Consider the following 23,859-nt stretch of genomic DNA (forward strand, 5'->3'; position numbering starts at 1 on the left):
GTGCCGGAGCCTTGCATGATTTGCCGGATTCGCCTTGTTGCCCTGACTGCCTGCACGCTGCTTGCCGGCATCGCGCAGGCGCAGACCACCGGCTTCGCCGCCGCCCAGGCGCGGGGCGAACTGGTGGTGGGCGTGCCGTATCTGGCGCCGCCGCCTGCGGCGGGGGCCAAGATCCGTACCCCCGACGGCCTGGATGCGCAGATGGCCGACAAGCTCGGCCAGCGGCTGGGTTTGCCCGTACGGCTGCAGCAGGTGCCGGCCGATCAGGCCGCCGCCGCACTGGCGGCGGGCCAGGTGGACCTGGTGTTGGCGGATAGCGCAGGCGCCCAGCCGCAAACCGTTGCCGTGCAAACCACGGGCTACGGCGCGCGTCCCAAGGCGCTGATCCGCAGTGACACTACGATGCGCAAGCCAGCCGATGTACGCGGCCGCAGCGTCTGCATGGCCGAGGCGGCAACGCAAGCCCGCGCCCTGGCCGAAAGCTGGGGCGCGGTGGTGCGCACGTATCGCGTGCCGTCCGATGCCCTGGTTGCGGTGCGTGAAGGCAGTTGCGATATCGGGCTGGTGGATGACGCCGTCTGGGAACCCCTGGTGCGGTTTCCGGAGTGGAAGAAATTCTCGTCCACGCTGGCCGCGGACGGCGCCCGGCGCGAACGCGTGTGGCTGCTGCCGGCCGGTGACACGGCCGGCCGCGCCTTGCTGGCGGACGAGATGCGGGCCTGGGACCGCGCGGGCGCCTGGAAGGCAATGACGGCCAAATGGGCGCGCGACGTCGCGTTCGACGTCTATCTGGACCAGGAAGTGGCCGACTGCCACGGTTAGAACGGCTTTGCGCCAGCACTTACAATGCCGGGCATGACGCACACGTTGACCGTTCCTTGCTCGTATCAGGAAGACATCAAGAAAAGCCGCTTTGCCGCTTACGCCGCGCCAGTTTCTACGGTGGACGAAGCGATGCGATTCTTCGCCGAGCGCAGCGACCCCGAGGCCACCCACAACTGTTGGGCCTACCGCATCGGGCAGGAATACCGCTTCAACGACGACGGCGAACCCGGCGGGACGGCGGGCCGCCCCATCCTGCAAGCGATCGAAGGGCAGGACATGGACCGCGTGGCCGTGCTGGTGGTGCGTTGGTACGGCGGCATCAAGCTGGGGGCGGGCGGACTGGTGCGGGCATACGGCGGATGCGCGGCGAATTGCCTGCGCCTGGGCGAACGGACCGAAATCGTGGACCTGGCCACCGTCACCTGCACCTGCGGCTTTGCCGAACTGGCCTTGCTGAAGTCGCGCCTGGCGCAAGCCGGCGCGGTCATCCAGCAAGAAGACTTCAATGAAGAGGGCGTGGCGCTGTGCTTCGTGGTGCCCCGCAGCGTGGTGGGTGACCTGGAGGTCACAGTCGCCAACATCACGCGAGGGCGTTCGGCCTGGGAACAGGTGTCGTGACCGCGGCCTGACGGCGCGCGAGCCAGAAAAAGGGGCCCTTGATCGGGCCCCTTTGCATGTTTACGCGTTTTGGCTGTCTTGCGCCGCGGCGATTTCCTGGTGGACCTTTTCCATGTCCACTTCCTTGATCTTGGCGAGCAGCTCGTTCAGCTGGCCGCCCGACAAGGCGCCGGGTTGCGAGAACAGCAGGACCTTCTCACGGAAGACCATCAGCGTGGGGATCGAACGAATACCCAGGGCGCCGGCCAATTCCTGCTCTACGTCGGTGTTCACCTTGGCGAACGTGACGTCGGTGTGCTCGGTCGCGGCTTGCTCGAAAACGGGCGCAAAACCACGGCAGGGGCCACACCAGGGAGCCCAGAAGTCGACGATCAGGGTGCCGTCGGGGGTGATGGCGTCCTGGAAGCTGTCTTTGGTGAGTTCAACAATACTCATTTTGGATCCTTGCCGCGGAGCGCGGCGCAAAAAAGGCGGTGTCAGAGATCCGGGATGTTCCTGTCCCGGACCTGATTCGGCGACGCTTCAGGTGCCACGCGCTCTAGAGGTAATAGTAGAGCCGCCGGTGGCGGCGTCGCAATGGTTGGCGCTATGGAGAGCGCGGTCAGCGGCCCTCAGGCCGCGGTTTTTATGAAGACTCAGGCGCCGTTCTTCAACGACGCGACGATTTCGAAGGAGCGCAGGCGGTCCGCGATGTCGAAGAAGTCGGACACGATCATGACTTCGTCGGCCTCGGTTTCGGCCACCAGCGCCTCGAGCCTGCGCTTGACGGTCTCGGGCCCGCCCACGATGGCAGCACCCAGTCTTTGATTGACCGCTTCACGCTCCCATTCGTTCCACAAACCGTCCATGCTGTCCACGGGCGGCTGCAGTTGCAGGCGGTTGCCGCGCACCAGCGACAGGAATTTCAGTTGCTGCGTGGTGGACTGGCGCTGCGCCGCTTCGTCGGATTCAGCCGCAATCACCGGCACGCCGATCATGGCGTAGGGGCGTGACAGCGTGGCCGAGGGCTTGAACAGATGCCTGTACAGGCGCATCGCCGCCATGCCTTCAGGCGAAAAATGGCCCGCGAACGAGAACGGCAGGCCCAGTTCGGCAGCCAGGCGGGCGCTGAAGTCGCTGGAGCCCAGCAGCCAGATCGGAATGTCCAGGCCTTCGCCGGGGATGGCGCGCACCGGTTGATTGGGGCGCGAGGCGGCCAGGAAGCCGCGCAATTCCTCGACCAGCGCCGGAAATTCCAGGCCGCTGCGCGGACCGCGGCGCAGGGCATGCTGCGTTGCGCCATCGCTGCCGGGGGCGCGGCCCAGGCCCAGGTCGATACGGCCTGGATACAGCGTTTCCAGGGTGCCGAACTGTTCCGCAATGATCAGCGGGGCATGGTTGGGCAGCATGATGCCGCCCGAACCGACCCGCAGCGTGCTGGTGTGGCCGGCCACGTGGCCGATCAGCACCGCCGTCGCGCTGGACGCCACGCCGTTGATGTTGTGGTGTTCAGCCAGCCAGAAGCGCTTGTAGCCCAGGCGCTCCACATGCTGAGCCACGGCCACGGTGTTGCGGAAGGCGTCGGCCGCGTCACGGCCATGCACAATAGGGGCCAGGTCCAGAACCGAAAAGGGGATGCGCGCGAGGTTGCTCATGCGGACATCTCCGGAAAACGGGCGGAACAGGGGGGCAACGCGGTGGCAAAGCGGGCAAGGCGCAAGGTGAACTCCATATACCGTGATACATGGGGAGTGTATCGGCGAATTCAACCTGAGGCCGCAGCAACCTTATGGCCGGGCGGGTTGTATTGCCAGGGGCTATCGCCTCCATGGGTGGAGGGCCGCCCCCCACGCTGCGCAGGCGTTACCCACAAAAAAGCCGCCGCGGCAGGGCGCCGGGCGGCTTTTTGGGCGGGTGGCCCCGGAACGGTTTATTCGGGGAAGAACGCGTAGCGGATCACGAACAGCACTGCCACCAGCCACGTGGCCGGGTGCACGTCGCGGACCTTGCCGGTGGCCGTCTTCAGCACCACGTAGCTGATGAAGCCGAAGGCGATGCCGTTGGCGATGGAGTACGTGAAGGGCATCACCAGCGCGGTCAGGGCGGCGGGCGTGGCTTCCGTGACTTCGTTCCAGTCGATGTCGATCAGTTCGCGCATCATCAGGCCGGCCACGTAGAGCAGGGCGGGCGCGGTGGCGTAGGCGGGCACGGCGCCGGCCAGGGGCGAAATGAACAGTGCGGCCAGGAACAGCAGGGCCACCACCAGCGCGGTCATGCCCGTGCGGCCGCCGGCCTGCACGCCCGACGCGCTTTCCACGAAGGCGGTGGTGCTGCTGGTGCCCAGCGCCGAGCCGGCGACGATAGCGGTGCTGTCGGCGAACAGCGCGCGGCCCAGGCGGTTGGGGCGGCCTTCCGGCACCAGGCCGGCGCGTTTGGCCACGCCCACCAGCGTGCCGGTGGCGTCGAACACTTCGACCAGCACGAACACCAGGATCACGTGCACGAAGCCGCTATGCAGCGCGCCCAGGATGTCCAGCTTCAGGAAGGTGGGAGCCAGGCTGGGCGGGGCCGAGAAGATGCCCTTGAACTCGTTGTAGCCCAGCGCCATCGACAGCACGGTGACGACGATGATGCCGATCAGGATCGCGCCGCGTACGCGCAGCGCGTCCAGCGAGGCGATGATGAAGAAGCCCAGGATCGCGAACAGCGGGCCGTGCGTCGTCAGGTTGCCCAAAGAGACCTTGGTGGCCGGATGGGCGACGACGATGCCGGCGCTCGATAGCGCGATAATGGCAAGGAACAGGCCGATGCCTGCGGCGATGGCGCTGCGCAGCGAATGCGGGATGCCCTTCACCAGCCACACCCGAATGCCCGAGATCGTCAGGATCAGGAAGATCACGCCCGAGATGAACACGGCGCCCAGCGCCTGCTCCCAGGTGTAGCCCATCGTCTTGACGACCGTGAAGGCGAAGAACGCGTTCAGGCCCATGCCGGGGGCCATGCCGATCGGCCAGTTGGCGATCAGGGCCATCACCAGCGAACCCAGCGCGGCGGCCAGGCAGGTGGCCACGAAAACGGCGTCGCGGTCCATGCCGGTGGACGACAGGATATCCGGATTGACGAAGATGATGTATGACATCGTCAGGAAGGTCGTCAGACCGGCCACGATCTCGGTGCGCGCGGTGGTCCCGTGTTCACGCAGCTTGAATAGCTTCTCCAGCATTCGAGTCCCCAGTGTGTTTGCAGGCTTGTAGGTTGTTGTGGGCGGGTGCCGGATGGCCCCCGCGATTTCAAAAACAGGCGTATTTTCGCATCAGTTGTAAACTCTGCCGCCATGATTATTCTCGGCTTTGAAAGCTCCTGCGACGAAACCGGTGTCGCAGCCGTCTGTACGGAACGGGGACTGCTCGCGCACGCGCTGCATACCCAGATCGCCATGCACCAGGAATACGGTGGCGTGGTGCCGGAACTCGCCTCGCGCGACCACATCCGCCGCGTCGTGCCGCTCACCCGCCAAGTGCTGGAAGAGGCCGGCCTGCAGATGTCCGACATCGGCGCCGTGGCCTATACGGCCGGCCCGGGCCTGGCGGGCGCCTTGCTCGTCGGCGCCAGCGTGGCGCAGTCGTTCGCCTGGTCTCGGCACTTGCCGGCCATCGGCATCCATCACCTGGAAGGCCACCTGCTGTCGCCCATGCTGGCCGATCCGCGGCCCGATTTCCCCTTCGTGGCGCTGCTCGTGTCCGGCGGCCACACGCAGCTGATGCGCGTGGATGGCGTGGGGCGCTACGAATTGCTGGGCGAAACGCTGGACGATGCCGCCGGCGAAGCCTTCGACAAATCGGCCAAGCTGATGGGGCTGGGTTATCCCGGCGGCCCGGCCCTGGCCAAGCTGGCCGGGCAGGGCGATGCGTCGCGCTTTGAACTGCCGCGCCCGATGCTGCACAGCGGCGACCTGGATTTCAGCTTCAGTGGCTTGAAGACCGCCGTGCTGACCCGGGTCAAGGCCGCGGAAAAGGACGGCGGTCTGGACGACCAGACCCGCGCCGACCTGGCGGCGGCCACGCAGGGTGCGATCGTCGATGTGCTGGCGGCCAAAGCCATCAAGGCCTTGAAGCAGACCGGCCTGCGCCGGCTGGTGGTGGCGGGCGGCGTGGGGGCGAACCAGCTGCTGCGCGCCAAGCTGGCCGCGGCGTTGAAACCGCTGCGCGCACAAGCCTATTTCCCGCCGCTGGAGCTGTGTACCGACAATGGCGCGATGATCGCTTTCGCGGCGGCCGAGCGGGTGAAAGCGGGGCTCGTGACGCTGGATCCGGATGCGCACAGCTTTACCGTCAAGCCGCGCTGGGACTTGGCCGATATCGCTTGAACGGGTTTGTAGACATGAAAATGGGCGGCCAGGCCGCCCATTTCCGTTGGGAGCAAGACTTACTTCTTCTTGCCGCCGATCTTGCTTTCGGTGCCCTGGATCAGGCGGGTGATGTTCGCGCGGTGGCGGTAGAACAGCAGCACGCCGATCACGGCCAGCGCCACACCCATCGCCGGTTGCGCGTACCAGGCCAGCCCCGAACCGAAGACGTAATACACCGGGGCAAAGAACGCCGCCACCAGCGAGGCCAGGGACGAATAGCGGAAGAACACCGCGATGATCAGCCAGGTGGCTGCTGTCGCCACGGCCAGCCACGGTTGGATGGCCACCAGCACGCCCAGTGCCGTCGCCACGCCCTTGCCGCCCTTGAACCCCAGGAAAATGGGGTACAGGTGGCCGACGAAAGCGGCCAGGGCCACGAGGGCCAGGCCGGTGGGGGCCATGCCCGGGGCCAGCCTTTCGGCCAGCCAGATTGCGAACCATCCCTTTGCGGCGTCGCCCAGCAAGGTCAGCGCGGCGGCCGTCTTGTTGCCGGTACGCAGCACATTGGTGGCGCCGGGGTTCTTGGACCCGTAGCTACGGGGGTCTTGCAGCCCCATCAGTTTGCTGACGACCACTGCGAACGGCACGGAGCCGATCAGGTAGGCCAGCACGATGAGCGCAGCGGTGAACACCAGGGAGGGTTCGGTAATCGCCATGGAAAGGGAGTCCGTTGTTGTCGTAATGGCGCGGATTCTACCGCGCCGGGCGCCACCCCTGGCTACGGGTTATCGAGCGTGGCGCCGGCGCCTCGGCCGACAGGCGGTGGCAAGACTGACATACAGGGTATGGCTGCGGACGGTACAATCCGACACGTCCACCCGCGTTTTATTTTCTTTCGGATGCACAATGCGAATTCTGGTTTCGAACGATGATGGTTACTCGGCCCCTGGGCTCGAAGCGCTGGTAGCGGCGCTGCAAGGCTTGGGCGATTTAACCGTCGTCGCGCCCGAGACCAACCACAGCGGCGCCTCCAACTCCCTGACGCTGAACCGGCCCCTGTCGGTGCGCACCGCGTCCAACGGCTTCATCGCCGTGAACGGCACGCCGTCGGACTGCGTCCACGTGGCGCTGACGGGGCTGATGGACACGCGTCCGGACCTGGTCGTGTCCGGCATCAACAACGGCGCCAACATGGGCGACGACACGCTGTATTCCGGCACGGTCGCCGCGGCCAGCGAAGGCTATCTGTTCGGCATTCCCGCCATCGCGTTCTCGCTGGCAGAAAAAGGCTGGGAGCACATCGATTCCGCGGCGCGCGCCGCCCGGCTGGTCGTCGAACGGCACCTGGCAAAGCCCCTGGCGGCGCCGGTGCTGCTCAACGTCAACATCCCCAACCGGCGTTTCGAGGACATGCACGGTTTCGCGGTCACGCGCCTGGGCAAGCGGCACCCGTCGCAGCCTGTGGTGCGCACCACGACGCCCTACGGCGACACGGTCTATTGGATCGGCCCGGTCGGCCTGGCTGCTGATGCCACCCCGGGCACGGATTTCCACGCGGTGGAGCAGGGCACGGTGTCGGTCACGCCTCTGCGTCTGGACCTGACCCAGCACAGCCAACTGGATGAAATCCGCACTTGGGCAGAGCCGCTATGCGCAAACGCATAAGCCAACCCGATGTCTCCCAGGCGGTGCCGGGCCGGCCCAGCCCGGTCCGCTATGACTCCGGCCGGCTCAGCCCCGGCGTCACGCCCGCCAATAGCAATACCCGCATTTCCGCGGCGACCTTGCCGCGTCAGCCCCAGGCGCCCGTGGCGGCTGCCGGCAGCAACCTGGGCCTGAACTCCGACCGCCTGCGCCAGGCGATGGTGCAGCGTCTGCGCAGCCAGGGCGTCACCGACGAGCGCGTCCTGAACGCCATGTCCGCCGTGCCGCGCCATCTTTTCGTCGATGAAGCGCTGGCCAGCCGCGCGTATGAAGACGCCGCCTTGCCCATCGGCCATTCGCAGACCATCTCGCAGCCCTGGGTCGTGGCACGCATGATCGCCGCCGTGTGCGAAGACCGCACGCCAACCCGTGTACTCGAAGTGGGTGCGGGCTGCGGCTATCAGGCGGCGGTGCTTGCGCAGTTCGTGCGCGAGGTCCATTCGATTGAACGCATCCGCGGGCTCTACGAGCTCGCGCGCGAGCATCTGCGCGCCTTGCGGCTGACCACTCGGATTCGACTGATCTATGGCGACGGCACCTTGGGCCTGCCCGGCGTGGCCCCGTTCGATGCTATCGTTGTGGCTGCCGCTGGCCTGGCCATTCCGCAAGCGCTGCTCACGCAGCTTGCGCCGGGTGGACGCCTCATCGCTCCCGAAGGGGGCTCGAACCAGCGCCTGGTGCTGATCGAACGCACTGGCGCGGCCAGCTGGAAACGAACTGAATTAGAGGCCGTGCGCTTTGTGCCGCTACGCGCCGGAATACAATCTTGAGCAAACAGGAGAAACGTATGCTCAACGGGCAGTTGCAACTGACCGATATGACTATGGGCGCGTCCATGACGCGCCTGCGCCGCCCGCTCTTTATCGCGGGGGCGCTCAGCCTGGCCATTTTGGCCGGCTGCGCATCGAAAGGGACTCGTGCACCGGTGGTCGACATGACCGGCGGGCAACCCGCACCGGCGGCTCAGCCGGGCGGCAGCTATGTGGTCAAGCCGGGCGACACGCTCTACAAGATCGCCCGTGCCAACAATGTGGACATCGAAAGCGTCAAGCGTTGGAACAACCTCAGCGACCCCAACCAGATCTCGGTCGGCCAGGTCCTGAAGATGTCCGGCGGGTCGGGCGGCGGCGCGCAACCCGCGCCCATCGCCAGCACCAAGCCGCAACCGCGGCCGCTGGATCAGCCCGAAGCGCCGGTCGCATCGCTGCCTCCGCCTGATTCGTCGGCCACGCCGGCGCCTGCCCCGGTCGAGGTCAAGCCCTCGCCGCGCGCAGCGGATGCCAGCGTCATCAACTGGGCATGGCCCGCCAACGGCGCGATCGTGCAGACCTTCAACGCCAGCAGCAAGGGCATCGACATTTCCGGCGCGCTGGGCGACCCGATCACCGCCGCGGCGGATGGCCTGGTCAAGTACAGCGGCAACGGCGTGCGTGGTCTGGGCAACCTGATCATCGTCGAACACCAGAACGGTTTCATCACCGCTTACGCGCATAACCGCGCCTTGCTGGTGAAGACGGGCCAGAACGTCAAGCGCGGCGCCAAGATCGCCGAGCTCGGCCAAAGCGACACCACGTCGCCGCGCCTGCATTTCGAAATCCGTCGCCAAGGCACGCCGGTCGACCCGATGCAGTACCTGCCCGCCAAATGACGCCAACCCTGGTATTCGACCTTGAAACGATCCCCGACGCCGATGGGCTGCGCAAGCTCAACGGCTGGGGCGCCGAGGTACCTGACCAGGAAGTGGTCGAACGCGCGCTGACCGCCCGCCGCGAGGCCGTTGGCCACGATTTCCTGCCGCTGCACCTGCACAAGGTGGCGGTGGTGGGCTGCGTGTTCCGCGACGACCAGGGCTTCCGCGTCAAGACGCTGGGCCAGCCCGATGATCCCGAAGCCGCCTTGCTGGCCGGCTTTTTCAAGACCATCGAGCGCTACACGCCCAAGCTGGTGAGCTGGAACGGATCGGGTTTCGACCTGCCCGTCCTGCATTACCGCAGCCTGATCCTGGGCGTGCCCGCGCCGCGCTACTGGGACATGGGCGAAGAAGACCGCGACTTCAAGTTCAACAACTACATCGCCCGCTACCACACGCGCCATCTGGACTTGATGGACGTGCTGGCCAAGTACAACGGCCGCGCCAACGCGCCGCTGGATGACCTGGCCAAGCTGTGCGGCTTTCCCGGCAAGCTCGGGATGGACGGCAGCAAGGTCTGGGAGGCCTGGAGCACGGGCCGTGCCGACGAAGTCCGCGCCTATTGCGAGACTGACGTCGTCAACACGTGGCTGGTGTACTGCCGCTTCCGCTTCTTGCGCGGCGAACTGGACCGCACCGGCTACGACGCGGAAATCGCGTTGGTGCGCGACACGCTGTCCGCCAGCGACGCGCCGCACTGGAAGGAATACATGGCGGCCTGGGACGCGCCCTGACGCGTTGCGCAGGGCTGGCGAGGACGAAGCACGGGGCCGGCAAGGCCCCGTCTTCACGTCTGGCGGATGCGCAATCGACTGAAACATGGATGGCGGGGACGAAACCCGGTTGAAACCGGGCGGATCGCACAATGGTCTCGCTTTCTTCACTTTCAGGAGACACAACATGTCCCGATTCGCTATTCGCTCCAATTTGGCCGCTCTTGCATTTGTCGCCGCGACGGGCGGTCTGGTGGCCGGTTCCGTCATGGCTGCGCCGCCTCCTCCCGCTGATGGTGGCCCGGCCGCCATGCACCACGGCCCGCGTGGCGAATTCCACAAGGGCATGCGCGACGGCCTGTTCATCCCCGGCATCGGCCCCGTCTCCAAGGCGCAGGTCGATCAACTGAAGCTGGATGACAAGCAGCAAGCGCTGTTCAAGACCGCGCAGGACGGCCAACGCAGCCTGCACGAAGCCATGCGCGCCTCCGGCGGCAAGCGCCACGACCTCTTGAAGTCCCAGTTGGACAGCGGCAAGCTGGATCCGCGCGCCCTGATGGCGCAATCGGACCAGACGCGTGACCAGTTCCGTGCGCAGGGTCAACAGGTGCGTGACCAGTGGCTCGCCGTCTGGGACAGCCTGAATGACACGCAGCGCGGCCAGGTGACAAAGCTGGTGAAGGACCGCGAAGCCAAGATGCAGGAGCGCCACGCCAAGATGGAAGGGCGCCATGGCGGCAAGGGCCGCGGCGCGCCGCCTGCTCCGCCGGCTGCCGGCGACGTTCCCCCGCCGCCGCCCCCGCAGTCGGCCAGCTAAGCCTGCCCTACGTGGCGCCGGAAGGCGCTGCGGCCTGACGCAAAACCCCGGACGCGCATCGCGCGGGCCGGGGTTTTTTTGCTGTAGGCGAGGGTACGGCGCTCCACTTTGGCGCAGATTCCCCGTTTTGACGCACGGGCCGCAAATGGAGGCGGAGCACCCGCACGCTTCTGGTGCATGGCAAGCGGTTTTCAACGGCCCGACAGCCGATTGTCACCCGCTTGAAACCTGGCATGGACATTGCTTATTGGAAAGTGAGCCGGTAACTCACCGCTGCAAAGCCGGTCAGAGGGATGCGCCGCGAGGCCGTCCTCCTCCTCGTTAAATCCGATCAGGACTCCGCACCATGAAGAAGACGTTGCTAGCCTTGCCCTTTGCGCTTGCCGCTTGTTTCGCCTCGACGGCCCAGGCTGAACCCACCGATCTGGGGGGCGGTTTTTCTCTTAGCGGCAACGCCACCATTGCCAGCGACTACCGGTTCCGCGGTTACTCGCAGACCGACTTCCGCCCCGCAGTGCAACTGGGTATCGACCTGACCCACAGCTCCGGCTTCTACCTGGGCAACTGGAACTCCAACGTCTCGAACTTCGTGTTCACCGACGGCAACCTGGAAATGGATTTCTACGGTGGCTGGAAGGGCGACGTGGGTGGCGGCTTCACGCTTGACGCCGGCGTGCTGCACTACTACTACCCGGGCTCCAGTTCGCCCAAGGGCGGCAACTACAACAATACCGACTTGTACGTGGGCGCGTCCTACGGCAACTACTCGCTGAAGTATTCGTACACGCCCAGCGACTTCTTCAGCACGCCGGACAGCAAAGGCACCTGGTACCTGGACGGCACGGCCACGTTCGATCTGGGCGATGGCTGGGGCCTGCTTGGCCACTTGGGCTATCAGAAGCTGAAGAACCAATCGAACATGGACGGCGATTCGATTGGCCACTACGTCGATTACAAGGTCGGCGTGACGAAGGACTTGAAGGGCTGGGTGCTGGGTCTGGCCGCGGTCGGGGCCACCAAGGACAACTGGCTGCCCACCAAATACGGCCACCCGTCGGGCCGTCTGGGCGCGGTCTTCTCGGTATCGCGCGCGTTCTGAATTGCAATCCGTGGCGGCGCCTTGAAAACGCGCCGGCCTTTTGGGGAATTGATGGAGACTGCCTGATGGGCAGTCCCCATCAATTCCCCTTTTTTTTTAGAGCTCCGCTACGTCACGCAGCCGGACACCGTTCAACTTCGCCGCAACCAGGGCATCAGACATCACCCGGTCGCAGATAGGAGAAGCACCCAAACGCTCTTGGCGAAAAATGTGGGCATCTGCCACGGCGTCTGCTTTGAAGATCAGACTCGCTCCACCCACCACGCTGTACAGCTTTACGTCCTGGCCAGTCTGGGGGTCGTGCTCAAGCTTGATCTTCATCCGCGATCGGGCTTCGTCCAGTGCATTCAGTGTGCGCAGCACATTGCAGAGGTAGTACTGCGGACCGGGAGAGCCGTCGGCAAGGGTGAAGTCGCATGGGACGAATGCGAATGCTTCGGGGTCTACACGCAGGAATACCTGTCTGAGTGCCTCGGAGACAACCCAGATGCCTGCCAGCACTTCAAAGTCGCGCGGTAGCCCCCCTTTGTCCGGCACGAGCACCAGATGTGGCCGCTCGGGATACTGATCGGGTTCGCCAGTCGGTCGCTCGACAATATTCATGCTGGGGTGGATCAGTGCGTCTTCGTTCGCAAACTCCAGCCCCGAAACCTGACCATTACCTCCGAGGCTTGGATCAATGAGAAAGAACCTGCCTTTGCAGGACTCGGTATCAACTGAAACGGGAATGGCGGTCTGCTCGTTCATAGGTTTCTAAAATGGAGAGGGGGTGAAAAGGTTCCCGTGGGTGGGCTTATCGTAGCCGCGGGCTGGCGAGGGGCAAGGATGGCCCGAACTGAGACAGTTGGGGTGCTCACCGAATGCCGCTAGGCCTGACGCTGCCGTGTTCGCGGTAGGCAGCTGCGATCGTGCGCAACGCGTCGCGCGACCGCGAGTCCGTCAGCGTCGAGTGCAGCGTGATGCGGGAGGCGGGCAGGGCGGGCAACGAAAAGCGTGCGCCGACTTCGATTGTGTCGGCCGGCGCCAGGCGGCAAGCCAGGGCGCCGATCGCCAAGCCGGCCGAGACCGCTGCCATGACGGCATAGCCGCCGCCTACGAAGACCTCGTTCCACGCGATCTCGTTCCGATCCAGGGCCTGGATTGCGGTGTTGCGGACCTGGCAGCAGGGCATCAAGGCAGCCAGCCTGAGCGGTTCGCCGGTGCGCCATTCAAAGCTCGGGGCGGCGAACCAGCCGAAATGTTCGGGCCCGAGGTCTTCGCCGTCGCGGCGGTCATCCTCCTGGCCGACGATCACGGCTTCCAGGTCGCCATTGTCGAATGCGTCCAGCAGCGTGTGTGAATTGTCCAGCCGGACCTCGATGCTCAGCGCCGGATCGCGTTCGTGCAGCCGGGCCAGCAAGGTCGGGGTTTCCGGCCCCGCGATGTGGGAGGCGATGCCCAGCCGGAAATGCCGCCGTTCGGCGTCCAGCAACGCCAGCGCGCGGTCGTGCGCGGCCAGGAATTCGCGCGCCCCGTTCACGAAGGTTGCGCCCTGCGCGGAAAGCCGCACGTGCCGCGGCGTCCGTTCGATCAGCTTCTGGCCCAAGCGGTCTTCCAGGCGTTTGAGCCTGACGCTGATCGCGCCTTGGGTCGTGCCCAGGGCGTCCGCCGCTTTCGTGAAGCTTCGAAATTCCGCGATGCTCACGAAGGCCTGGACGGCGTCCACATCCAGCGTAGGCTTGGTCATCATCTATCCGAAATTGTTGTTTCTGATATATCCAAGCATAGCATTGTGGAATAGACGGCGGGCGCCTACCATGCGTGCACCTTAGTCTGGATGCTCACTCATGACCGCCGTCTCTTCGCGCCGGGGCAAGCTCGCCCTGGCCTCCATCTGCCTTTCCGCACTGATGCTGGGCCTGGAAATATCCAGCGTGCCGCCAGTCCTGTCGACGATCGAACACGCCATGGGGGCCAGCTTCAGGCAGCTCCAGTGGGTGATGGCCGCGTACACCATCGCGATGACGACCATCCTGATGGCCACGGGCACGCTGGCCGATCGCTACGGGCGCAAGCGGCTATTCATGGTCGGCATCATTGCCTTCGGCGTGACCTCGCTGGTGTGTGGGCTGACGGAAGATATCCAGGTCCTGATCGTGGCGCGCTTTCTTCAGGGGCTGAGCGCCGCGATGATGCTGATCTGCCAGGTGGCGATCCTGTCCAGCCAGTTCCGCGACGGCCGTGAACGGGGCGCCGCGTTCTCATGGTGGGGCATCGTCTTCGGCGTCGGCCTGGGCTTCGGGCCGATCGTGGGCGGCGCCATCCTAGCGCTGGCGAGCTGGGAATGGGTTTTCCTGGTGCACGGCGGGTTGGCGGTGATCACCTTGGTCCTGGCCTGCGCCGCGGTAGAGGAATCGCGCGATCCGCAAGTGCGGCCCCTGGATATCGCGGGCATCCTGACGCTTTCCGTCGCGGTGTTCTGCCTGGTGTTGTTCGTCACGCAAGGTCCGGTGCTGGGCTTCGGAAGCCCGGTGGCATTGGGCATCATCGGCCTGTCGGTCGCCAGCTTCATCGGCTTCATCGCCGCCGAGAAAAGCAGCCGCCACCCCATGATCGATTTCGCCGTGTTCCGCAACCGCAACTTCTCCGGCGCGCTCGCGGGTTCGGTAGGGATGAATCTCAGCTTCTGGCCATTCATCATCTACCTGCCGATCTATTTCCACGGCGGGCTGGGCTACGACAGCGTGCAGACCGGCTTGGCGCTGCTGGCCTACACCTTGCCCACGCTCTTCATGCCGCCGGTCGGTGAAAAACTGTCCTTGCGGTATCACCCGGGATTCGTGATTCCCGCTGGCTTGAGCCTCATCGGTTCAGGTTTCCTTCTGATGGCGTTCGGCAGCCATTCTTCGCAACCGGGCTGGTGGATCCTGCCGGGCTGCGTCGTCGCCGGCATGGGCCTGGGGCTGACGAACACGCCGGTGGCCAACACGATCACGGCCGCGGTCTCGCGCGAGCGGGCCGGGATGGCGTCGGGCGCCGACATGAGTGCACGGATGACGTCCCTGGCCTTCAGCATCGCCTTGATGGGCTTGGTCCTGGTCGAGGGCGTCATGGCGTACTTGACGCAAGCGTTGGCTGTGTCCGCCGGGCCGGGGCTGCGCCTCTTTGCAGAGAAGATTGCCGCCGGCGACCTGGCCGTGCTGGAGCACGAGGCGCTGTTCTCGCACCTGAGCCAAGGGGCTGGCGCGTTGCAGGCCGCGCTCTTGTCCGGGTTTGGATGGGTGATGGCGTATGGCGCCGGCAGCGCGTTCGTTTTTGCCGTGATCAGCCTGCTGGCGTTCTCGCCATGGAAGGCCCGCGTGTTGCCCGATTCCGCGCTCACGTTGCGGGAAACTCGATAATTGCCTTTAATGGTCGCGCCATCGGCATCGCGCAAAGGTATATTTGCGCGGTGTTGACCCATGCCGCCACCGGGGCGGCAGGCTATTCAAGGAGCTTTGAGCGCAGTGACCATCGATTTCGAAGAATCAATCAAGCCTTTTTCCTGGATGGAATACGAAGGCAGCTTTTCAGTCATCCTCACCGTTGGGGAGTACAAGGAAGAGGTCTTCCGCCGCCGCAGGCAAGAGGGTTTTGTGGGTTCGGGCTACGACTGGGCGTCATTGGCGCTGGTCTTTCTGAATGAAAAAATGCCCGAGCTCTCTGAACAGATTGATTTTGATCCCGAAGCGGACACGTTCTGCGCCTATTCTTCCGACAGCGAAGCGCTGAAGGCCTTCATCGTCGGCTTCAAGGCCGCATGTGAAGACTGGAGGCAGATCCAGGACCTGTTCTCTCGGGCCGAGTTGGACTGACCTTTGATCGACGGTGGGCGTCTCAATGATCGAAACCCGCTTGTTGCGGCAGTTTGTCGCCGTCGCGGAAACGCTGCACTTCAATCGAGCGGCAGAGCGCCTGCATATGGCGCAGCCGCCGCTCAGCCAGGCGATCCGCCGGCTGGAAGGGGAGATCGGCGCGACGCTGTTTGAACGCACCAACCGCAGTGTGGCATTGACGCCGGCGGGCGCCGCATTCCTGGAGTCCGCCCGGCGCATCCTGGATGCGCTGGAAGAAGGCGTGGCGCATACGCGCCGCGTGGCTCAGGGGATGGACGGGCACCTCACGCTCACCTTCATCAACATCGCGCCGTATGCTTCGCTGCTGCGCGCGCTGCGCGATTTCCGCAGCACGCATCCGGCTGTCGCGTTCACGCTCCAGGAGGCCACGACGCATGAGCAGGTGCAGGCCCTGGAAGCGGGCCGCGCGGACATCGGATTCATGCGCACGCCGGGCGCCACGACGCCGAGCCTGCGGTTCGAGACCTTGCTGCGCGAACCGATTCATGTGGCCTTGCCGGCCGCGCACCCTTTGGCGGGCAATGCCGTGGTGGCGCTGTCCGCCCTGAAAGACGAGCCCTTCGTCGCATCGCCGCGGCGCTTGGGGCAAGGTTTTCACGACCAGTTGATCCAGCTGTGCCAGTCGGCCGGCTTCGTGCCCCGGGTGGCGCAGGAAGCGCGGCAGTTGCAGACGGTGGTGGCGCTGGTGGCTGCGGGCTTTGGCGTGGCGCTGCTGCCCGCATCGCTGGCCCAGACCGCGGGCGCGGATGTCGTCTTCCGGCCGATCGCAGCCGACGCGCCGGCGCCTTTGCGGCATCTGGATCTCTTGATCGGGTGGAATTTCGAACGGGCATCCCCGGTGCGCGACCGCTTAGTCGACGCGTTGCTGCAGTCACTCGGGCGTGCCGATTAAGACTTCCGGCGTCTTGTTCAGCAATAAATAATATATTTTACGGCGCGTAGGTGGCCCTCTAAGCTCGGCACGTCTTTGTCGAGTTTGAGCGTGCCATGCCTGTTGCTGTCTATGTTTTTTCCGTCTGCACCTTTGCATTCGGCCTGTCTGAATTCGTGGTGGCCGGCCTGGTGTCGGCGATGGCCGATGGCCTGCACGCCAAGATCGAGGCGGTCGGGACCTCCATTGCCGCCTACGCCTTCGGCGCCGCGATCGGCGCGCCGTTGATCCCTGCGCTGGTGGCCCATTGGCGCGACCGCCGCACCCTGGCGTGGTCCATGGCCGTCCTGGCCGTGGGCAGCGGTTTGATGAGCCTGTCGGGCACCTTGCCGATCCTGCTGGGCGTGCGCTTCGTGGTGGGGCTGGCCCATGGGGTCTTCATGGCGGTGGCGTCGGACGCCGCAACCCGGCTTGTGGATGAGGCACGCGCCGGGCGCGCTGTCGCCGTGGTGTGGATCGGCCTGACGCTGGCGCTGGCGCTCGGGGTGCCGCTGGGCACCTTTCTGGGCAGCATCTGGTCGTGGCGGGCCGTTTTCGCGGCGATCGGCGTGCTGGCCCTGATCGGCTTGGGCGGACTGCTGTGGTGCATGCCCGGCAGGGGCGTGTCTTCCGCACCCGCGGCGGGCCGGCCCGGTGTAGGCGCGGGCTTGCGGGCCATCACGCACCCCAGGATGCTGATGACCGCCGGCGTGGGCGCGTTGGTCAGCGTGGCAACGTTCTGCTTCTTCACCTTTGTTTCGCCGTATCTGCTGCAGGTGACGGGGGCGGACGTGCAGCGGTTGAGCGCGGCCATGCTGCTGTTCGGCGTGTTTTCCATTGCCGGCAACCTGCTGGGCGGCTATCTGGTCGACAAGATGGATGCGGACCGCGCGGCGTTGCTGGCGCTGGCCGGGCTGACCGCGACGTTGCTCGGCCTGTACGGGTTCCGGCAGTCTGGCTGGGCGGTCGTGGTTTTGGCGGGCGCGCTGGGGCTGGTGTTCTTCTGCATCGTGACCGTGCTGACGCTGCGGCTGCTGAAGCTGGCCCAACGCCATGTGCCTGAGTCCACGGCCGTGGCGGCGGGGCTGAACATCGCGTCGTTCAATCTGGGAACGGCGGTGGGCGGCGGGCTGGGCAGCCTGACGATCGCTTGGGCTGGCTTGCCGGCGCTGCCGTTGGCCGGCGCAGCTGCGGCAGTCGCGGCCATGGGGGCGTTGTGGCTGCAGTCGGCGCGGTCGCCTGGGCGCCAGCCGGCCTGAAACGCGTCCATCCGGCGGGGCGGTCCGGCCCCATGAAAGACCATTTTCGCGAATGGCCAGAGTCCTTCTACAATATTGGGTTGCGTGTAATTCTGGACTGCGTGAGATGTCAGACGTTTTGAGTATCGAGTCCCTGGACCTGGAAGCCAGGGGGATCGCCCGTCGCGACGGGAAAGTGGTGTTCGTGGAAGGGGCCCTGCCGGGTGAACGGGTCACCACCGTGACGCTGCGCCGCAAGCCGTCTTACGAAATCGCGCGCGTGGATCAGGTGATGCGCCCCTCGTCGCAGCGGGTCGTGCCGCGCTGCCCGCACTTCGGGGTCTGCGGCGGCTGTGCCATGCAGCACCTGGAGCCCAGCACGCAAGTGGCCATCAAGCAGCGTTCGCTGGAAGATACCTTCTGGCATGTGGGCAAGCTGCGCCCCGCGCTCATCCTGCCGCCGCTGCAAGGCCCAACCTGGGGCTACCGCTACCGCGCGCGCCTGTCGGTGCGCGTCGTGCCGAAAAAGGGCGGCGTGCTGGTCGGTTTTCATGAACGCAAGAGCAGCTACGTCGCCGACATGCGCGAATGCCACGTGCTGCCGCGCCACGTCAGCGACCTGCTGATGCCGCTGCGCGCGATGATCGCATCGATGTCCGCGCCGGACCGCATGCCCCAGATCGAAGTGTCGCTGGGCGAAGGCGTGACGGCGCTGGTCCTTCGCCATCTGCTGCCGCTGACCGATGGCGACATCGCCATCCTGCGTGCTTTCGCCGCCGAGCACAACGTGCAATGGTGGCTGCAGTCCAAGGGCCCCGAGACCGTGCATCCCATGGAGCGCGAGCATGGCGACACGCTGGCCTACACGATGCCGGAATTCGGCCTGCGCATGCCGTACCGGCCGACCGATTTCACGCAGGTCAACCACGCCATCAACCGCGCGATGGTGTCGCGCGCGCTGAAACTGCTGGACGTGCAGCCCACCGACCGCGTGGCCGACCTGTTCTGCGGCCTGGGCAACTTCACCTTGCCGTTGGCCACGCAAGGCCGCGAAGCGGTGGGCGTGGAAGGCAGCAAGATGCTGACCGACCGCGCGTTCGACGCCGCGTCCCGCCACGGCTTGGGCGACCGCACCAGCTTCGCCACGCTGAACCTGTTCGAGGTGGATGCGCACTGGCTGCGCAGCCTGGGCTACTTCGACCGCATGCTGATCGATCCGCCGCGCGAAGGCGCGCATGCCGTGTCGCAAGCCTTGTCGGAACTGTCTGCGGAAGAGCGTCCGCGCCGCATCGTCTACGTGTCCTGTAATCCGGCCACGCTGGCGCGCGACGCTGCCATCCTGGTGCATGAAGGCGGCTACGTGTTGAAGAGCGCCGGTGTCATCAACATGTTCCCGCACACGGGCCATGTGGAATCGATTGCGGTGTTTGAATCGCTGGACGCCGCAGGCGTGCTGGAAGTGAAGGAACGCGCGCGCCAGCGCGCCATCCAGGCGGCGGCGGATGCGGTGGCAGCGGAAGAGGCCAAGGCTGCCGCCGCCGCAGAGAAGGCGGCTGCCAAGCAGGCGGCGACGGATGCGTACCACGCCCGCGTCGCCGCCGAGGCCGAACAGGCTTCCGAAGACGCCAGCCAGCCTCAGGGCTGATGCTGCGCAACGGGTCGGGACAGTCCCGGCCCGTCGTTCTTGCGCGGCCGGCCTTAGTGCGAGCGCCCCAGGTTTTCCAGAATCGGGCAGTCGGGCCGGTCGTCCCCATGGCAGTTGTGCGCCAGGTGCTTCAAGGTGGCGGCCATGTCGCGCAGCGCCTCGGCCTTGCGCTCCAGTTCCTCGACATGCCCCAGCGCAATGCGTTTGACGTCGGCGCTGGCGCGGCTGCGGTCTTTCCACAGGGCCAGCAACTCGTTCATCTGCTCCACTGAAAATCCCAGGTCACGGGCGCGGCGCACGAAGCGCAGCGTGTGCAGGTCGTGGTCGCCATAGACGCGGTAGCCAGAGTCCGTGCGCACTGCCGGGCCGATCAGGCCGATGCTCTCGTAATAGCGGATCATCTTGGCGGAAATGCCCGAGCTCTTTGCAGCTTCTCCGATATTCATGTCAGGCTCCTTGGGTCAGGCTTGCCCGGCGCGCGCAAGGCAGGCCAGGCTGGTTCCGAAGTGGAATGCCCAGTGTTGACCTTCCCATAATGGGAAGGTCAAGGCCCATTCTACGCTTGACCTTGCCATTGTGGGAATGTTTAAGCTGTGATCCATGGTGTGCAAAGGGTGCCCACCGCCTTGAAATTTCCGGAGAAAAACCATGAGCATCGAATTCCAAGTACCCGACATGACCTGCGGCCATTGCGTGAAGACCATCACCGGTGCGGTGAGCCAGGCGGCGCCGGGCGCGACCGTGGCGGTGGATCTGCCGACGCACCGCGTCACCATTACGGGCACGGACCAGGCCGACAAGCTCGAAGCTGCCATCCGCGACGCGGGCTACGAGCCGACGCGCCTGTAACGCCGCCCGCCGGACAGCCAGGTTATGATAGGCCTGGCTTTTCGGTGATTATTTCTTAATTGCCAAAAGCTATCGATCAATTTAGTTTATTAAATTTGATTAATTGATAGCCAAGATTTATCATTCTTTCCATGGTGGTTAAACAAACCCCGCTACCCAAGGAGAGATTGAATGCTGCAAAACCGCGAAGGCCAACGTGTTCCGAACGTAACGTTCCCCGTCCGTGAGGACAACACGTGGAAGAAGGTCACGACCGACGATCTGTTCAAGAACAAGACGGTTGTCGTCTTCTCGCTTCCCGGCGCTTTCACGCCGACCTGCTCGTCGACCCACCTGCCGCGCTACAACGAACTGGCCCCCGCGTTCTTCAACGCCGGCGTGGACAGCATCGTCTGCGTGTCGGTCAACGACACCTTCGTCATGAACGAATGGGCCAAGGACCAGGAATCGGCCAATATCACGCTGCTGCCCGACGGCAACGGCGCCTTCACCGAAGGCATGGGCATGCTGGTCGACAAGAGCGACCTGGGCTTCGGCAAGCGCAGCTGGCGCTATTCGATGCTGGTGAAGGACGGCGTCGTCCAGAAGATGTTCATCGAACCCGAAAAGGAAGGCGACCCGTTTGAAGTGTCGGACGCCGACACCATGCTGGCGCACATCGCCCCGACGGCCAAGAAGCCCGACCAGGTGGTCGTGTTCTCCAAGCCGGGCTGCCCGTTCTGCGTGGAAGCCAAGGCGCTGCTGGAAGAAAAGGGCTACGCCCCGATCGAAATCCCGCTGGAAAACAAGGTCCGCGGCCGTGTGATCGGCGCCGTGTCCGGCAAGGGCACCGCTCCCCAGGTGTTCATCAACGGCTCGCTGGTTGGCGGCCTGGAAGACCTGAAGGCGCATTTCGCCTAAGTCTGTCAGCCGGGCGGGGGCAATCCCCGCGCCCGGCCGGCGCAACGGCGCGGTTGCAGGTTGACCGCGCCGTTGCCGCCGGCACGAGCTTCCCTTTTTACGCACCCTTACCGCATTCCTTGCGCGGCCCTTCGCTGGCGTCGCCGGACGCTGTTCGTCCCGAGGATGCGCAACAAGGCGGAACTCGCCTTTGAATCCTTGCTACCCGCAACATGGGGGATACCCAGTCATGAAAACTCTGCACACTGATATCGCCGTCATCGGCGCCGGCACTGCCGGCCTGGCGGCTTATCGCGCCGCGAAGGCGGCGGGCAAACGCGCGCTGCTGATCGAAGGCGGCCCTTACGGCACGACCTGCGCCCGCGTGGGCTGCATGCCGTCCAAGCTGCTGATCGCCGCGGCGGAAGCCGCCCACAACGCGGCCCATACGGAAGCCTTCGGCGTGCACGTCAGCGGCGAAATCTCGGTGGACGGCTTGGAAGTGATGGACCGCGTGAAGCGCGAACGGGACCGCTTCGTCGGCTTCGTGCTGGAAGGCGTGGAAAACATTCCGGCCGAGGACAAGCTGCGCGGCTATGCGCGTTTCGTGTCCGACACGGTGCTGCGGGTCGACGACCACACCGAAGTGCATGCCACCCGCGTGGTCATCGCCACGGGTTCGCGCCCGTCGGTGCCGCCGCCGTTCCGGGCCCTGGGCGATCGCCTGGTAGTGAATGACGACGTCTTCGCCTGGGATGACCTGCCGCGTCGAGTCGCCGTATTCGGCCCCGGCGTGATCGGTCTGGAATTGGGCCAGGCGCTGGCGCGGCTGGGCGTGGACGTGCGCGTCTTCGGCGTAAGCGGCAGCCTGGGCGGCATCAGCGATCCGCAGGTGCGCCTGAATGCTCGCAAGATCTTCCAGCGCGAGTTCTATCTGGACCCGGATGCCCGCGTGCTGGAGACCACCCGCGTCGGCGACGAAGTGGAAGTGCGCTACGTGACGCTGGACAACAGCGAACGCACCGAACGCTTCGATTACGCACTGGTCGCCACGGGGCGCCGCGCCAATGTGGACGGCCTGGGCCTGGAGAACACCTCGCTCGAGTTGAATGCGCACGGGGTGCCGGTGTTCGACCGGGAAACGATGCAGGCGGGGGATTCGCCCATCTTCATCGCTGGCGACGCCAATGCCGATGCGCCGCTGCTGCACGAAGCTGCCGATGAAGGCCGCATCGCAGGCGAAAACGCCGCGCGCTTTCCCGAGGTGCGCCAGGGCTTGCGGCGCGCGCCGCTGGCAGTGGTGTTCTCGGATCCGCAGATCGCGCTGGCGGGGCAGGGCTATGGACGCCTGGTCCCGGGCACCTTCGTGATTGGCGAAGTGGATTTCAGCGACCAGGGTCGGTCACGCGTGATGCTGAAGAACAAAGGCATGCTGCACGTATACGCCGACATCGCGACGGGCCGCTTCCTGGGCGCCGAAATGGTCGGACCCAGCGCCGAGCACATTGGCCACTTGCTGGCCTGGGCGGTGCAGCAGGAGCTGACCGTGGCGCGCATGCTGGAAATGCCGTTCTACCATCCCGTGATCGAAGAGGGCCTGCGTACGGCGTTGCGTGATGCGGCGGCCAAACTGGCCCGCGCGCAGGAGGCGTTGCGCAGCGAAGCGTCGGAGAACGCGACGGCCTGATCGGCGGCCGAAACCGCCAAAGATATAGACCGCAATGGAAATGGGCCGCAATGTTGCGGCCCACTTTCATCGTCGATCCGACTTAGTCGTCCGACTGCTTCTTCGGAACCGGGAAGGGGTTTTCGCGGTATTGCAGCGTGAAGCCGGCGCGTTCGTCCTGACCCAGTTCGCGGGCCAGGTACGGCATGGCTTGCTTCAAGCCTTCGTGCAGCGTCCAGGGCGGGTTGATGAGGAACATGCCGCTGCCGTGCAGGCCATAGCCATCGATGGTCGCCTTCTTGACGGTCAAGGTGGCGTGCAGCCAGCTCTTGACCTTCAGGTTCTCGAAGTGGCGCGCCATTTCACTGGCTTCGCGGCGTTGCACCAGCGGATACCAGACGGCGATGGTGCCGGTGGCAAAGCGCTTGACGCATTCCTTCACGGTGATCAGCGTGCGGCGGTAGTCGTGCTTGTCTTCGTACGACGGGTCGATCAGCACCATGCCGCGGCGCGTGGGCGGCGGCAGCAGGGCCTTGACGCCTTCGAAGCCGTCATCGCCGTAGATCGTGGTCTGGCGCTGCGCGGCGCGGCCCTGGTGTTCCAGGTTGACGACGAGCGTATCGATTTCGGTCGGGTGCATCTCGAACAGCCGCAGGCGGTCCGAGGGGCGCATCACGTCAAGCGCCAGCCACGGCGAACCGGGGTAGCGCTTGAGGCGACCGTTGGTGTTGTAGTCGCGGATGCGGGCAACATAGTCGGCCAGCAGCGGCGGCAAGTCCTTGGCTTCCCACAGGCGGCCGATGCCGTCCACGAATTCCGAGGTCTTGTTCGCCCAGTCGCCTTCCAGGTTGTAGAGGCCTGCGCCGGCGTGGGTGTCCACGACCCAATAGGGCGCGTCCTTTTTGTTGAAGTAATCCAAGGTGTGAACCAGGATGGCGTGCTTGAGCACGTCGGCGTGGTTGCCGGCGTGGAAGGCGTGGCGGTAACTGAACACGGGGCGTTCT

At 65.3% G+C, this 23,859-nt stretch carries 25 protein-coding genes; 17 read left to right on the forward strand and 8 right to left on the reverse strand.

Annotated elements, in window-relative coordinates:
* The first annotated feature begins 15 nt into the window (after positions 1-15).
* Together CEY09_RS01455 and CEY09_RS01460 are read left to right on the forward strand one after the other, a co-directional pair.
* The gene (locus CEY09_RS01455; RefSeq protein WP_088587272.1) at positions 16-822 is read left to right on the forward strand and encodes a transporter substrate-binding domain-containing protein; all 807 of its coding nucleotides are present in this window, start codon (positions 16-18) and stop codon (positions 820-822) included.
* Between the two features lie 33 nt (positions 823-855).
* The gene (locus CEY09_RS01460; protein WP_088587587.1) at positions 856-1,443 is read left to right on the forward strand and encodes an IMPACT family protein; all 588 of its coding nucleotides are present in this window, start codon (positions 856-858) and stop codon (positions 1,441-1,443) included.
* A 60-nt stretch (positions 1,444-1,503) separates the two neighbouring features.
* Here the strand turns inward: CEY09_RS01460 and CEY09_RS01465 are convergent, their stop codons facing one another.
* The 3 genes from CEY09_RS01465 to CEY09_RS01475 all read right to left on the reverse strand — a co-directional run bounded on the left by CEY09_RS01465 (position 1,504) and on the right by CEY09_RS01475 (position 4,645).
* A complete protein-coding gene (locus tag CEY09_RS01465; RefSeq protein ID WP_006222300.1) occupies positions 1,504-1,878 on the reverse strand; it encodes a thioredoxin family protein in 375 nt (124 codons plus the stop codon).
* Between the two features lie 200 nt (positions 1,879-2,078).
* Positions 2,079-3,077, reverse strand: coding sequence for an LLM class flavin-dependent oxidoreductase (locus CEY09_RS01470; RefSeq protein WP_088587273.1), 999 nt, complete (start codon positions 3,075-3,077; stop codon positions 2,079-2,081).
* Positions 3,078-3,352: 275 nt separating this feature from the next.
* On the reverse strand, positions 3,353-4,645 hold the full coding sequence (locus CEY09_RS01475; protein WP_006222298.1) for an NCS2 family permease: 1,293 nt from the start codon (positions 4,643-4,645) through the stop codon (positions 3,353-3,355).
* Positions 4,646-4,756: 111 nt separating this feature from the next.
* Between CEY09_RS01475 and tsaD the strand changes: the two genes are divergently transcribed.
* A complete protein-coding gene (gene tsaD / locus CEY09_RS01480) occupies positions 4,757-5,788 on the forward strand; it encodes a tRNA (adenosine(37)-N6)-threonylcarbamoyltransferase complex transferase subunit TsaD (RefSeq protein WP_006222297.1) in 1,032 nt (343 codons plus the stop codon).
* 59 nt (positions 5,789-5,847) lie between these two features.
* On the opposite strand, the gene plsY is transcribed toward tsaD, so the two are convergent.
* On the reverse strand, positions 5,848-6,486 hold the full coding sequence (gene plsY / locus CEY09_RS01485) for a glycerol-3-phosphate 1-O-acyltransferase PlsY (protein WP_088587274.1): 639 nt from the start codon (positions 6,484-6,486) through the stop codon (positions 5,848-5,850).
* A gap of 190 nt (positions 6,487-6,676) precedes the next feature.
* Here plsY and surE point away from each other — a divergent pair, with 190 nt between their 5' ends.
* The 6 genes from surE to CEY09_RS01515 all read left to right on the forward strand — a co-directional run bounded on the left by surE (position 6,677) and on the right by CEY09_RS01515 (position 11,793).
* Complete coding sequence (gene surE, locus CEY09_RS01490) at positions 6,677-7,435, forward strand: 5'/3'-nucleotidase SurE (RefSeq protein ID WP_006222295.1); 759 nt, start codon at positions 6,677-6,679, stop codon at positions 7,433-7,435.
* Entirely contained in the window at positions 7,420-8,244 is an 825-nt protein-coding gene (locus CEY09_RS01495; RefSeq protein WP_006222294.1) for a protein-L-isoaspartate(D-aspartate) O-methyltransferase, read from the forward strand. The genes surE and CEY09_RS01495 overlap by 16 nt, the downstream gene beginning before the upstream one ends.
* 17 nt (positions 8,245-8,261) lie before the next feature.
* Positions 8,262-9,122, forward strand: coding sequence for a peptidoglycan DD-metalloendopeptidase family protein (locus CEY09_RS01500; RefSeq protein ID WP_006222293.1), 861 nt, complete (start codon positions 8,262-8,264; stop codon positions 9,120-9,122).
* A complete protein-coding gene (locus CEY09_RS01505) occupies positions 9,119-9,898 on the forward strand; it encodes a 3'-5' exonuclease (RefSeq protein WP_088587275.1) in 780 nt (259 codons plus the stop codon). The genes CEY09_RS01500 and CEY09_RS01505 overlap by 4 nt, the downstream gene beginning before the upstream one ends.
* A gap of 166 nt (positions 9,899-10,064) precedes the next feature.
* Entirely contained in the window at positions 10,065-10,694 is a 630-nt protein-coding gene (locus CEY09_RS01510) for a hypothetical protein (protein WP_006222291.1), read from the forward strand.
* Positions 10,695-11,040: 346 nt separating this feature from the next.
* A complete protein-coding gene (locus tag CEY09_RS01515) occupies positions 11,041-11,793 on the forward strand; it encodes a TorF family putative porin (protein ID WP_006222290.1) in 753 nt (250 codons plus the stop codon).
* Between the two features lie 96 nt (positions 11,794-11,889).
* Here the strand turns inward: CEY09_RS01515 and CEY09_RS01520 are convergent, their stop codons facing one another.
* Both CEY09_RS01520 and CEY09_RS01525 read right to left on the reverse strand, forming a co-directional pair.
* Positions 11,890-12,540, reverse strand: coding sequence for an imm11 family protein (locus tag CEY09_RS01520; protein WP_088587276.1), 651 nt, complete (start codon positions 12,538-12,540; stop codon positions 11,890-11,892).
* A 106-nt stretch (positions 12,541-12,646) separates the two neighbouring features.
* The gene (locus CEY09_RS01525) at positions 12,647-13,522 is read right to left on the reverse strand and encodes a LysR family transcriptional regulator (RefSeq protein ID WP_088587277.1); all 876 of its coding nucleotides are present in this window, start codon (positions 13,520-13,522) and stop codon (positions 12,647-12,649) included.
* A gap of 97 nt (positions 13,523-13,619) precedes the next feature.
* Between CEY09_RS01525 and CEY09_RS01530 the strand changes: the two genes are divergently transcribed.
* The 5 genes from CEY09_RS01530 (at position 13,620) to rlmD (ending at position 19,461) form a co-directional block, all read left to right on the forward strand.
* Positions 13,620-15,173: an MFS transporter gene (locus CEY09_RS01530; RefSeq protein ID WP_088587278.1), complete on the forward strand. Its 1,554-nt coding sequence runs from the start codon at positions 13,620-13,622 to the stop codon at positions 15,171-15,173.
* Positions 15,174-15,278: 105 nt separating this feature from the next.
* The gene (locus CEY09_RS01535; RefSeq protein ID WP_035212214.1) at positions 15,279-15,626 is read left to right on the forward strand and encodes an Imm51 family immunity protein; all 348 of its coding nucleotides are present in this window, start codon (positions 15,279-15,281) and stop codon (positions 15,624-15,626) included.
* A gap of 25 nt (positions 15,627-15,651) precedes the next feature.
* Positions 15,652-16,560 (forward strand): LysR substrate-binding domain-containing protein, encoded by a 909-nt coding sequence (locus CEY09_RS01540; protein ID WP_088587279.1) that lies wholly within the window; start codon positions 15,652-15,654, stop codon positions 16,558-16,560.
* A gap of 95 nt (positions 16,561-16,655) precedes the next feature.
* On the forward strand, positions 16,656-17,837 hold the full coding sequence (locus tag CEY09_RS01545) for an MFS transporter (RefSeq protein ID WP_088587280.1): 1,182 nt from the start codon (positions 16,656-16,658) through the stop codon (positions 17,835-17,837).
* 106 nt (positions 17,838-17,943) lie between these two features.
* Entirely contained in the window at positions 17,944-19,461 is a 1,518-nt protein-coding gene (gene rlmD, locus CEY09_RS01550) for a 23S rRNA (uracil(1939)-C(5))-methyltransferase RlmD (protein WP_088587281.1), read from the forward strand.
* A 53-nt stretch (positions 19,462-19,514) separates the two neighbouring features.
* Here rlmD and cueR read toward each other — a convergent pair whose 3' ends face one another.
* Entirely contained in the window at positions 19,515-19,907 is a 393-nt protein-coding gene (gene cueR, locus CEY09_RS01555) for a Cu(I)-responsive transcriptional regulator (protein ID WP_006222282.1), read from the reverse strand.
* A gap of 202 nt (positions 19,908-20,109) precedes the next feature.
* Here cueR and CEY09_RS01560 point away from each other — a divergent pair, with 202 nt between their 5' ends.
* The 3 genes from CEY09_RS01560 (at position 20,110) to CEY09_RS01570 (ending at position 22,876) form a co-directional block, all read left to right on the forward strand.
* The gene (locus CEY09_RS01560; RefSeq protein WP_006222281.1) at positions 20,110-20,310 is read left to right on the forward strand and encodes a heavy-metal-associated domain-containing protein; all 201 of its coding nucleotides are present in this window, start codon (positions 20,110-20,112) and stop codon (positions 20,308-20,310) included.
* A gap of 171 nt (positions 20,311-20,481) precedes the next feature.
* The gene (locus CEY09_RS01565) at positions 20,482-21,210 is read left to right on the forward strand and encodes a glutathione peroxidase (RefSeq protein ID WP_006222280.1); all 729 of its coding nucleotides are present in this window, start codon (positions 20,482-20,484) and stop codon (positions 21,208-21,210) included.
* 229 nt (positions 21,211-21,439) lie between these two features.
* The gene (locus CEY09_RS01570) at positions 21,440-22,876 is read left to right on the forward strand and encodes a dihydrolipoyl dehydrogenase (RefSeq protein ID WP_088587282.1); all 1,437 of its coding nucleotides are present in this window, start codon (positions 21,440-21,442) and stop codon (positions 22,874-22,876) included.
* Positions 22,877-22,958: 82 nt separating this feature from the next.
* On the opposite strand, the gene CEY09_RS01575 is transcribed toward CEY09_RS01570, so the two are convergent.
* Positions 22,959-23,849, reverse strand: coding sequence for a 23S rRNA (adenine(2030)-N(6))-methyltransferase RlmJ (locus tag CEY09_RS01575; RefSeq protein WP_006222278.1), 891 nt, complete (start codon positions 23,847-23,849; stop codon positions 22,959-22,961).
* Positions 23,850-23,859 lie beyond the last annotated feature (10 nt).

Source organism: Achromobacter marplatensis (assembly GCF_002209535.1).
Lineage (GTDB): Bacteria > Pseudomonadota > Gammaproteobacteria > Burkholderiales > Burkholderiaceae_B > Achromobacter > Achromobacter marplatensis.

Bases quoted from the DNA above. Each gene is read 5' to 3' on its own strand.
- CEY09_RS01455 (WP_088587272.1), top strand. From the start codon at position 16: ATGATTTGCCGGATTCGCCTTGTTGCCCTGACTGCCTGCACGCTGCTT.
- CEY09_RS01460 (WP_088587587.1), top strand. From the start codon at position 856: ATGACGCACACGTTGACCGTTCCTTGCTCGTATCAGGAAGACATCAAG.
- CEY09_RS01465 (WP_006222300.1), bottom strand. From the start codon at position 1,878: ATGAGTATTGTTGAACTCACCAAAGACAGCTTCCAGGACGCCATCACC.
- CEY09_RS01470 (WP_088587273.1), bottom strand. From the start codon at position 3,077: ATGAGCAACCTCGCGCGCATCCCCTTTTCGGTTCTGGACCTGGCCCCT.
- CEY09_RS01475 (WP_006222298.1), bottom strand. From the start codon at position 4,645: ATGCTGGAGAAGCTATTCAAGCTGCGTGAACACGGGACCACCGCGCGC.
- tsaD (WP_006222297.1), top strand. From the start codon at position 4,757: ATGATTATTCTCGGCTTTGAAAGCTCCTGCGACGAAACCGGTGTCGCA.
- plsY (WP_088587274.1), bottom strand. From the start codon at position 6,486: ATGGCGATTACCGAACCCTCCCTGGTGTTCACCGCTGCGCTCATCGTG.
- surE (WP_006222295.1), top strand. From the start codon at position 6,677: ATGCGAATTCTGGTTTCGAACGATGATGGTTACTCGGCCCCTGGGCTC.
- CEY09_RS01495 (WP_006222294.1), top strand. From the start codon at position 7,420: ATGCGCAAACGCATAAGCCAACCCGATGTCTCCCAGGCGGTGCCGGGC.
- CEY09_RS01500 (WP_006222293.1), top strand. From the start codon at position 8,262: ATGCTCAACGGGCAGTTGCAACTGACCGATATGACTATGGGCGCGTCC.
- CEY09_RS01505 (WP_088587275.1), top strand. From the start codon at position 9,119: ATGACGCCAACCCTGGTATTCGACCTTGAAACGATCCCCGACGCCGAT.
- CEY09_RS01510 (WP_006222291.1), top strand. From the start codon at position 10,065: ATGTCCCGATTCGCTATTCGCTCCAATTTGGCCGCTCTTGCATTTGTC.
- CEY09_RS01515 (WP_006222290.1), top strand. From the start codon at position 11,041: ATGAAGAAGACGTTGCTAGCCTTGCCCTTTGCGCTTGCCGCTTGTTTC.
- CEY09_RS01520 (WP_088587276.1), bottom strand. From the start codon at position 12,540: ATGAACGAGCAGACCGCCATTCCCGTTTCAGTTGATACCGAGTCCTGC.
- CEY09_RS01525 (WP_088587277.1), bottom strand. From the start codon at position 13,522: ATGATGACCAAGCCTACGCTGGATGTGGACGCCGTCCAGGCCTTCGTG.
- CEY09_RS01530 (WP_088587278.1), top strand. From the start codon at position 13,620: ATGACCGCCGTCTCTTCGCGCCGGGGCAAGCTCGCCCTGGCCTCCATC.
- CEY09_RS01540 (WP_088587279.1), top strand. From the start codon at position 15,652: ATGATCGAAACCCGCTTGTTGCGGCAGTTTGTCGCCGTCGCGGAAACG.
- CEY09_RS01545 (WP_088587280.1), top strand. From the start codon at position 16,656: ATGCCTGTTGCTGTCTATGTTTTTTCCGTCTGCACCTTTGCATTCGGC.
- rlmD (WP_088587281.1), top strand. From the start codon at position 17,944: ATGTCAGACGTTTTGAGTATCGAGTCCCTGGACCTGGAAGCCAGGGGG.
- cueR (WP_006222282.1), bottom strand. From the start codon at position 19,907: ATGAATATCGGAGAAGCTGCAAAGAGCTCGGGCATTTCCGCCAAGATG.
- CEY09_RS01560 (WP_006222281.1), top strand. From the start codon at position 20,110: ATGAGCATCGAATTCCAAGTACCCGACATGACCTGCGGCCATTGCGTG.
- CEY09_RS01565 (WP_006222280.1), top strand. From the start codon at position 20,482: ATGCTGCAAAACCGCGAAGGCCAACGTGTTCCGAACGTAACGTTCCCC.
- CEY09_RS01570 (WP_088587282.1), top strand. From the start codon at position 21,440: ATGAAAACTCTGCACACTGATATCGCCGTCATCGGCGCCGGCACTGCC.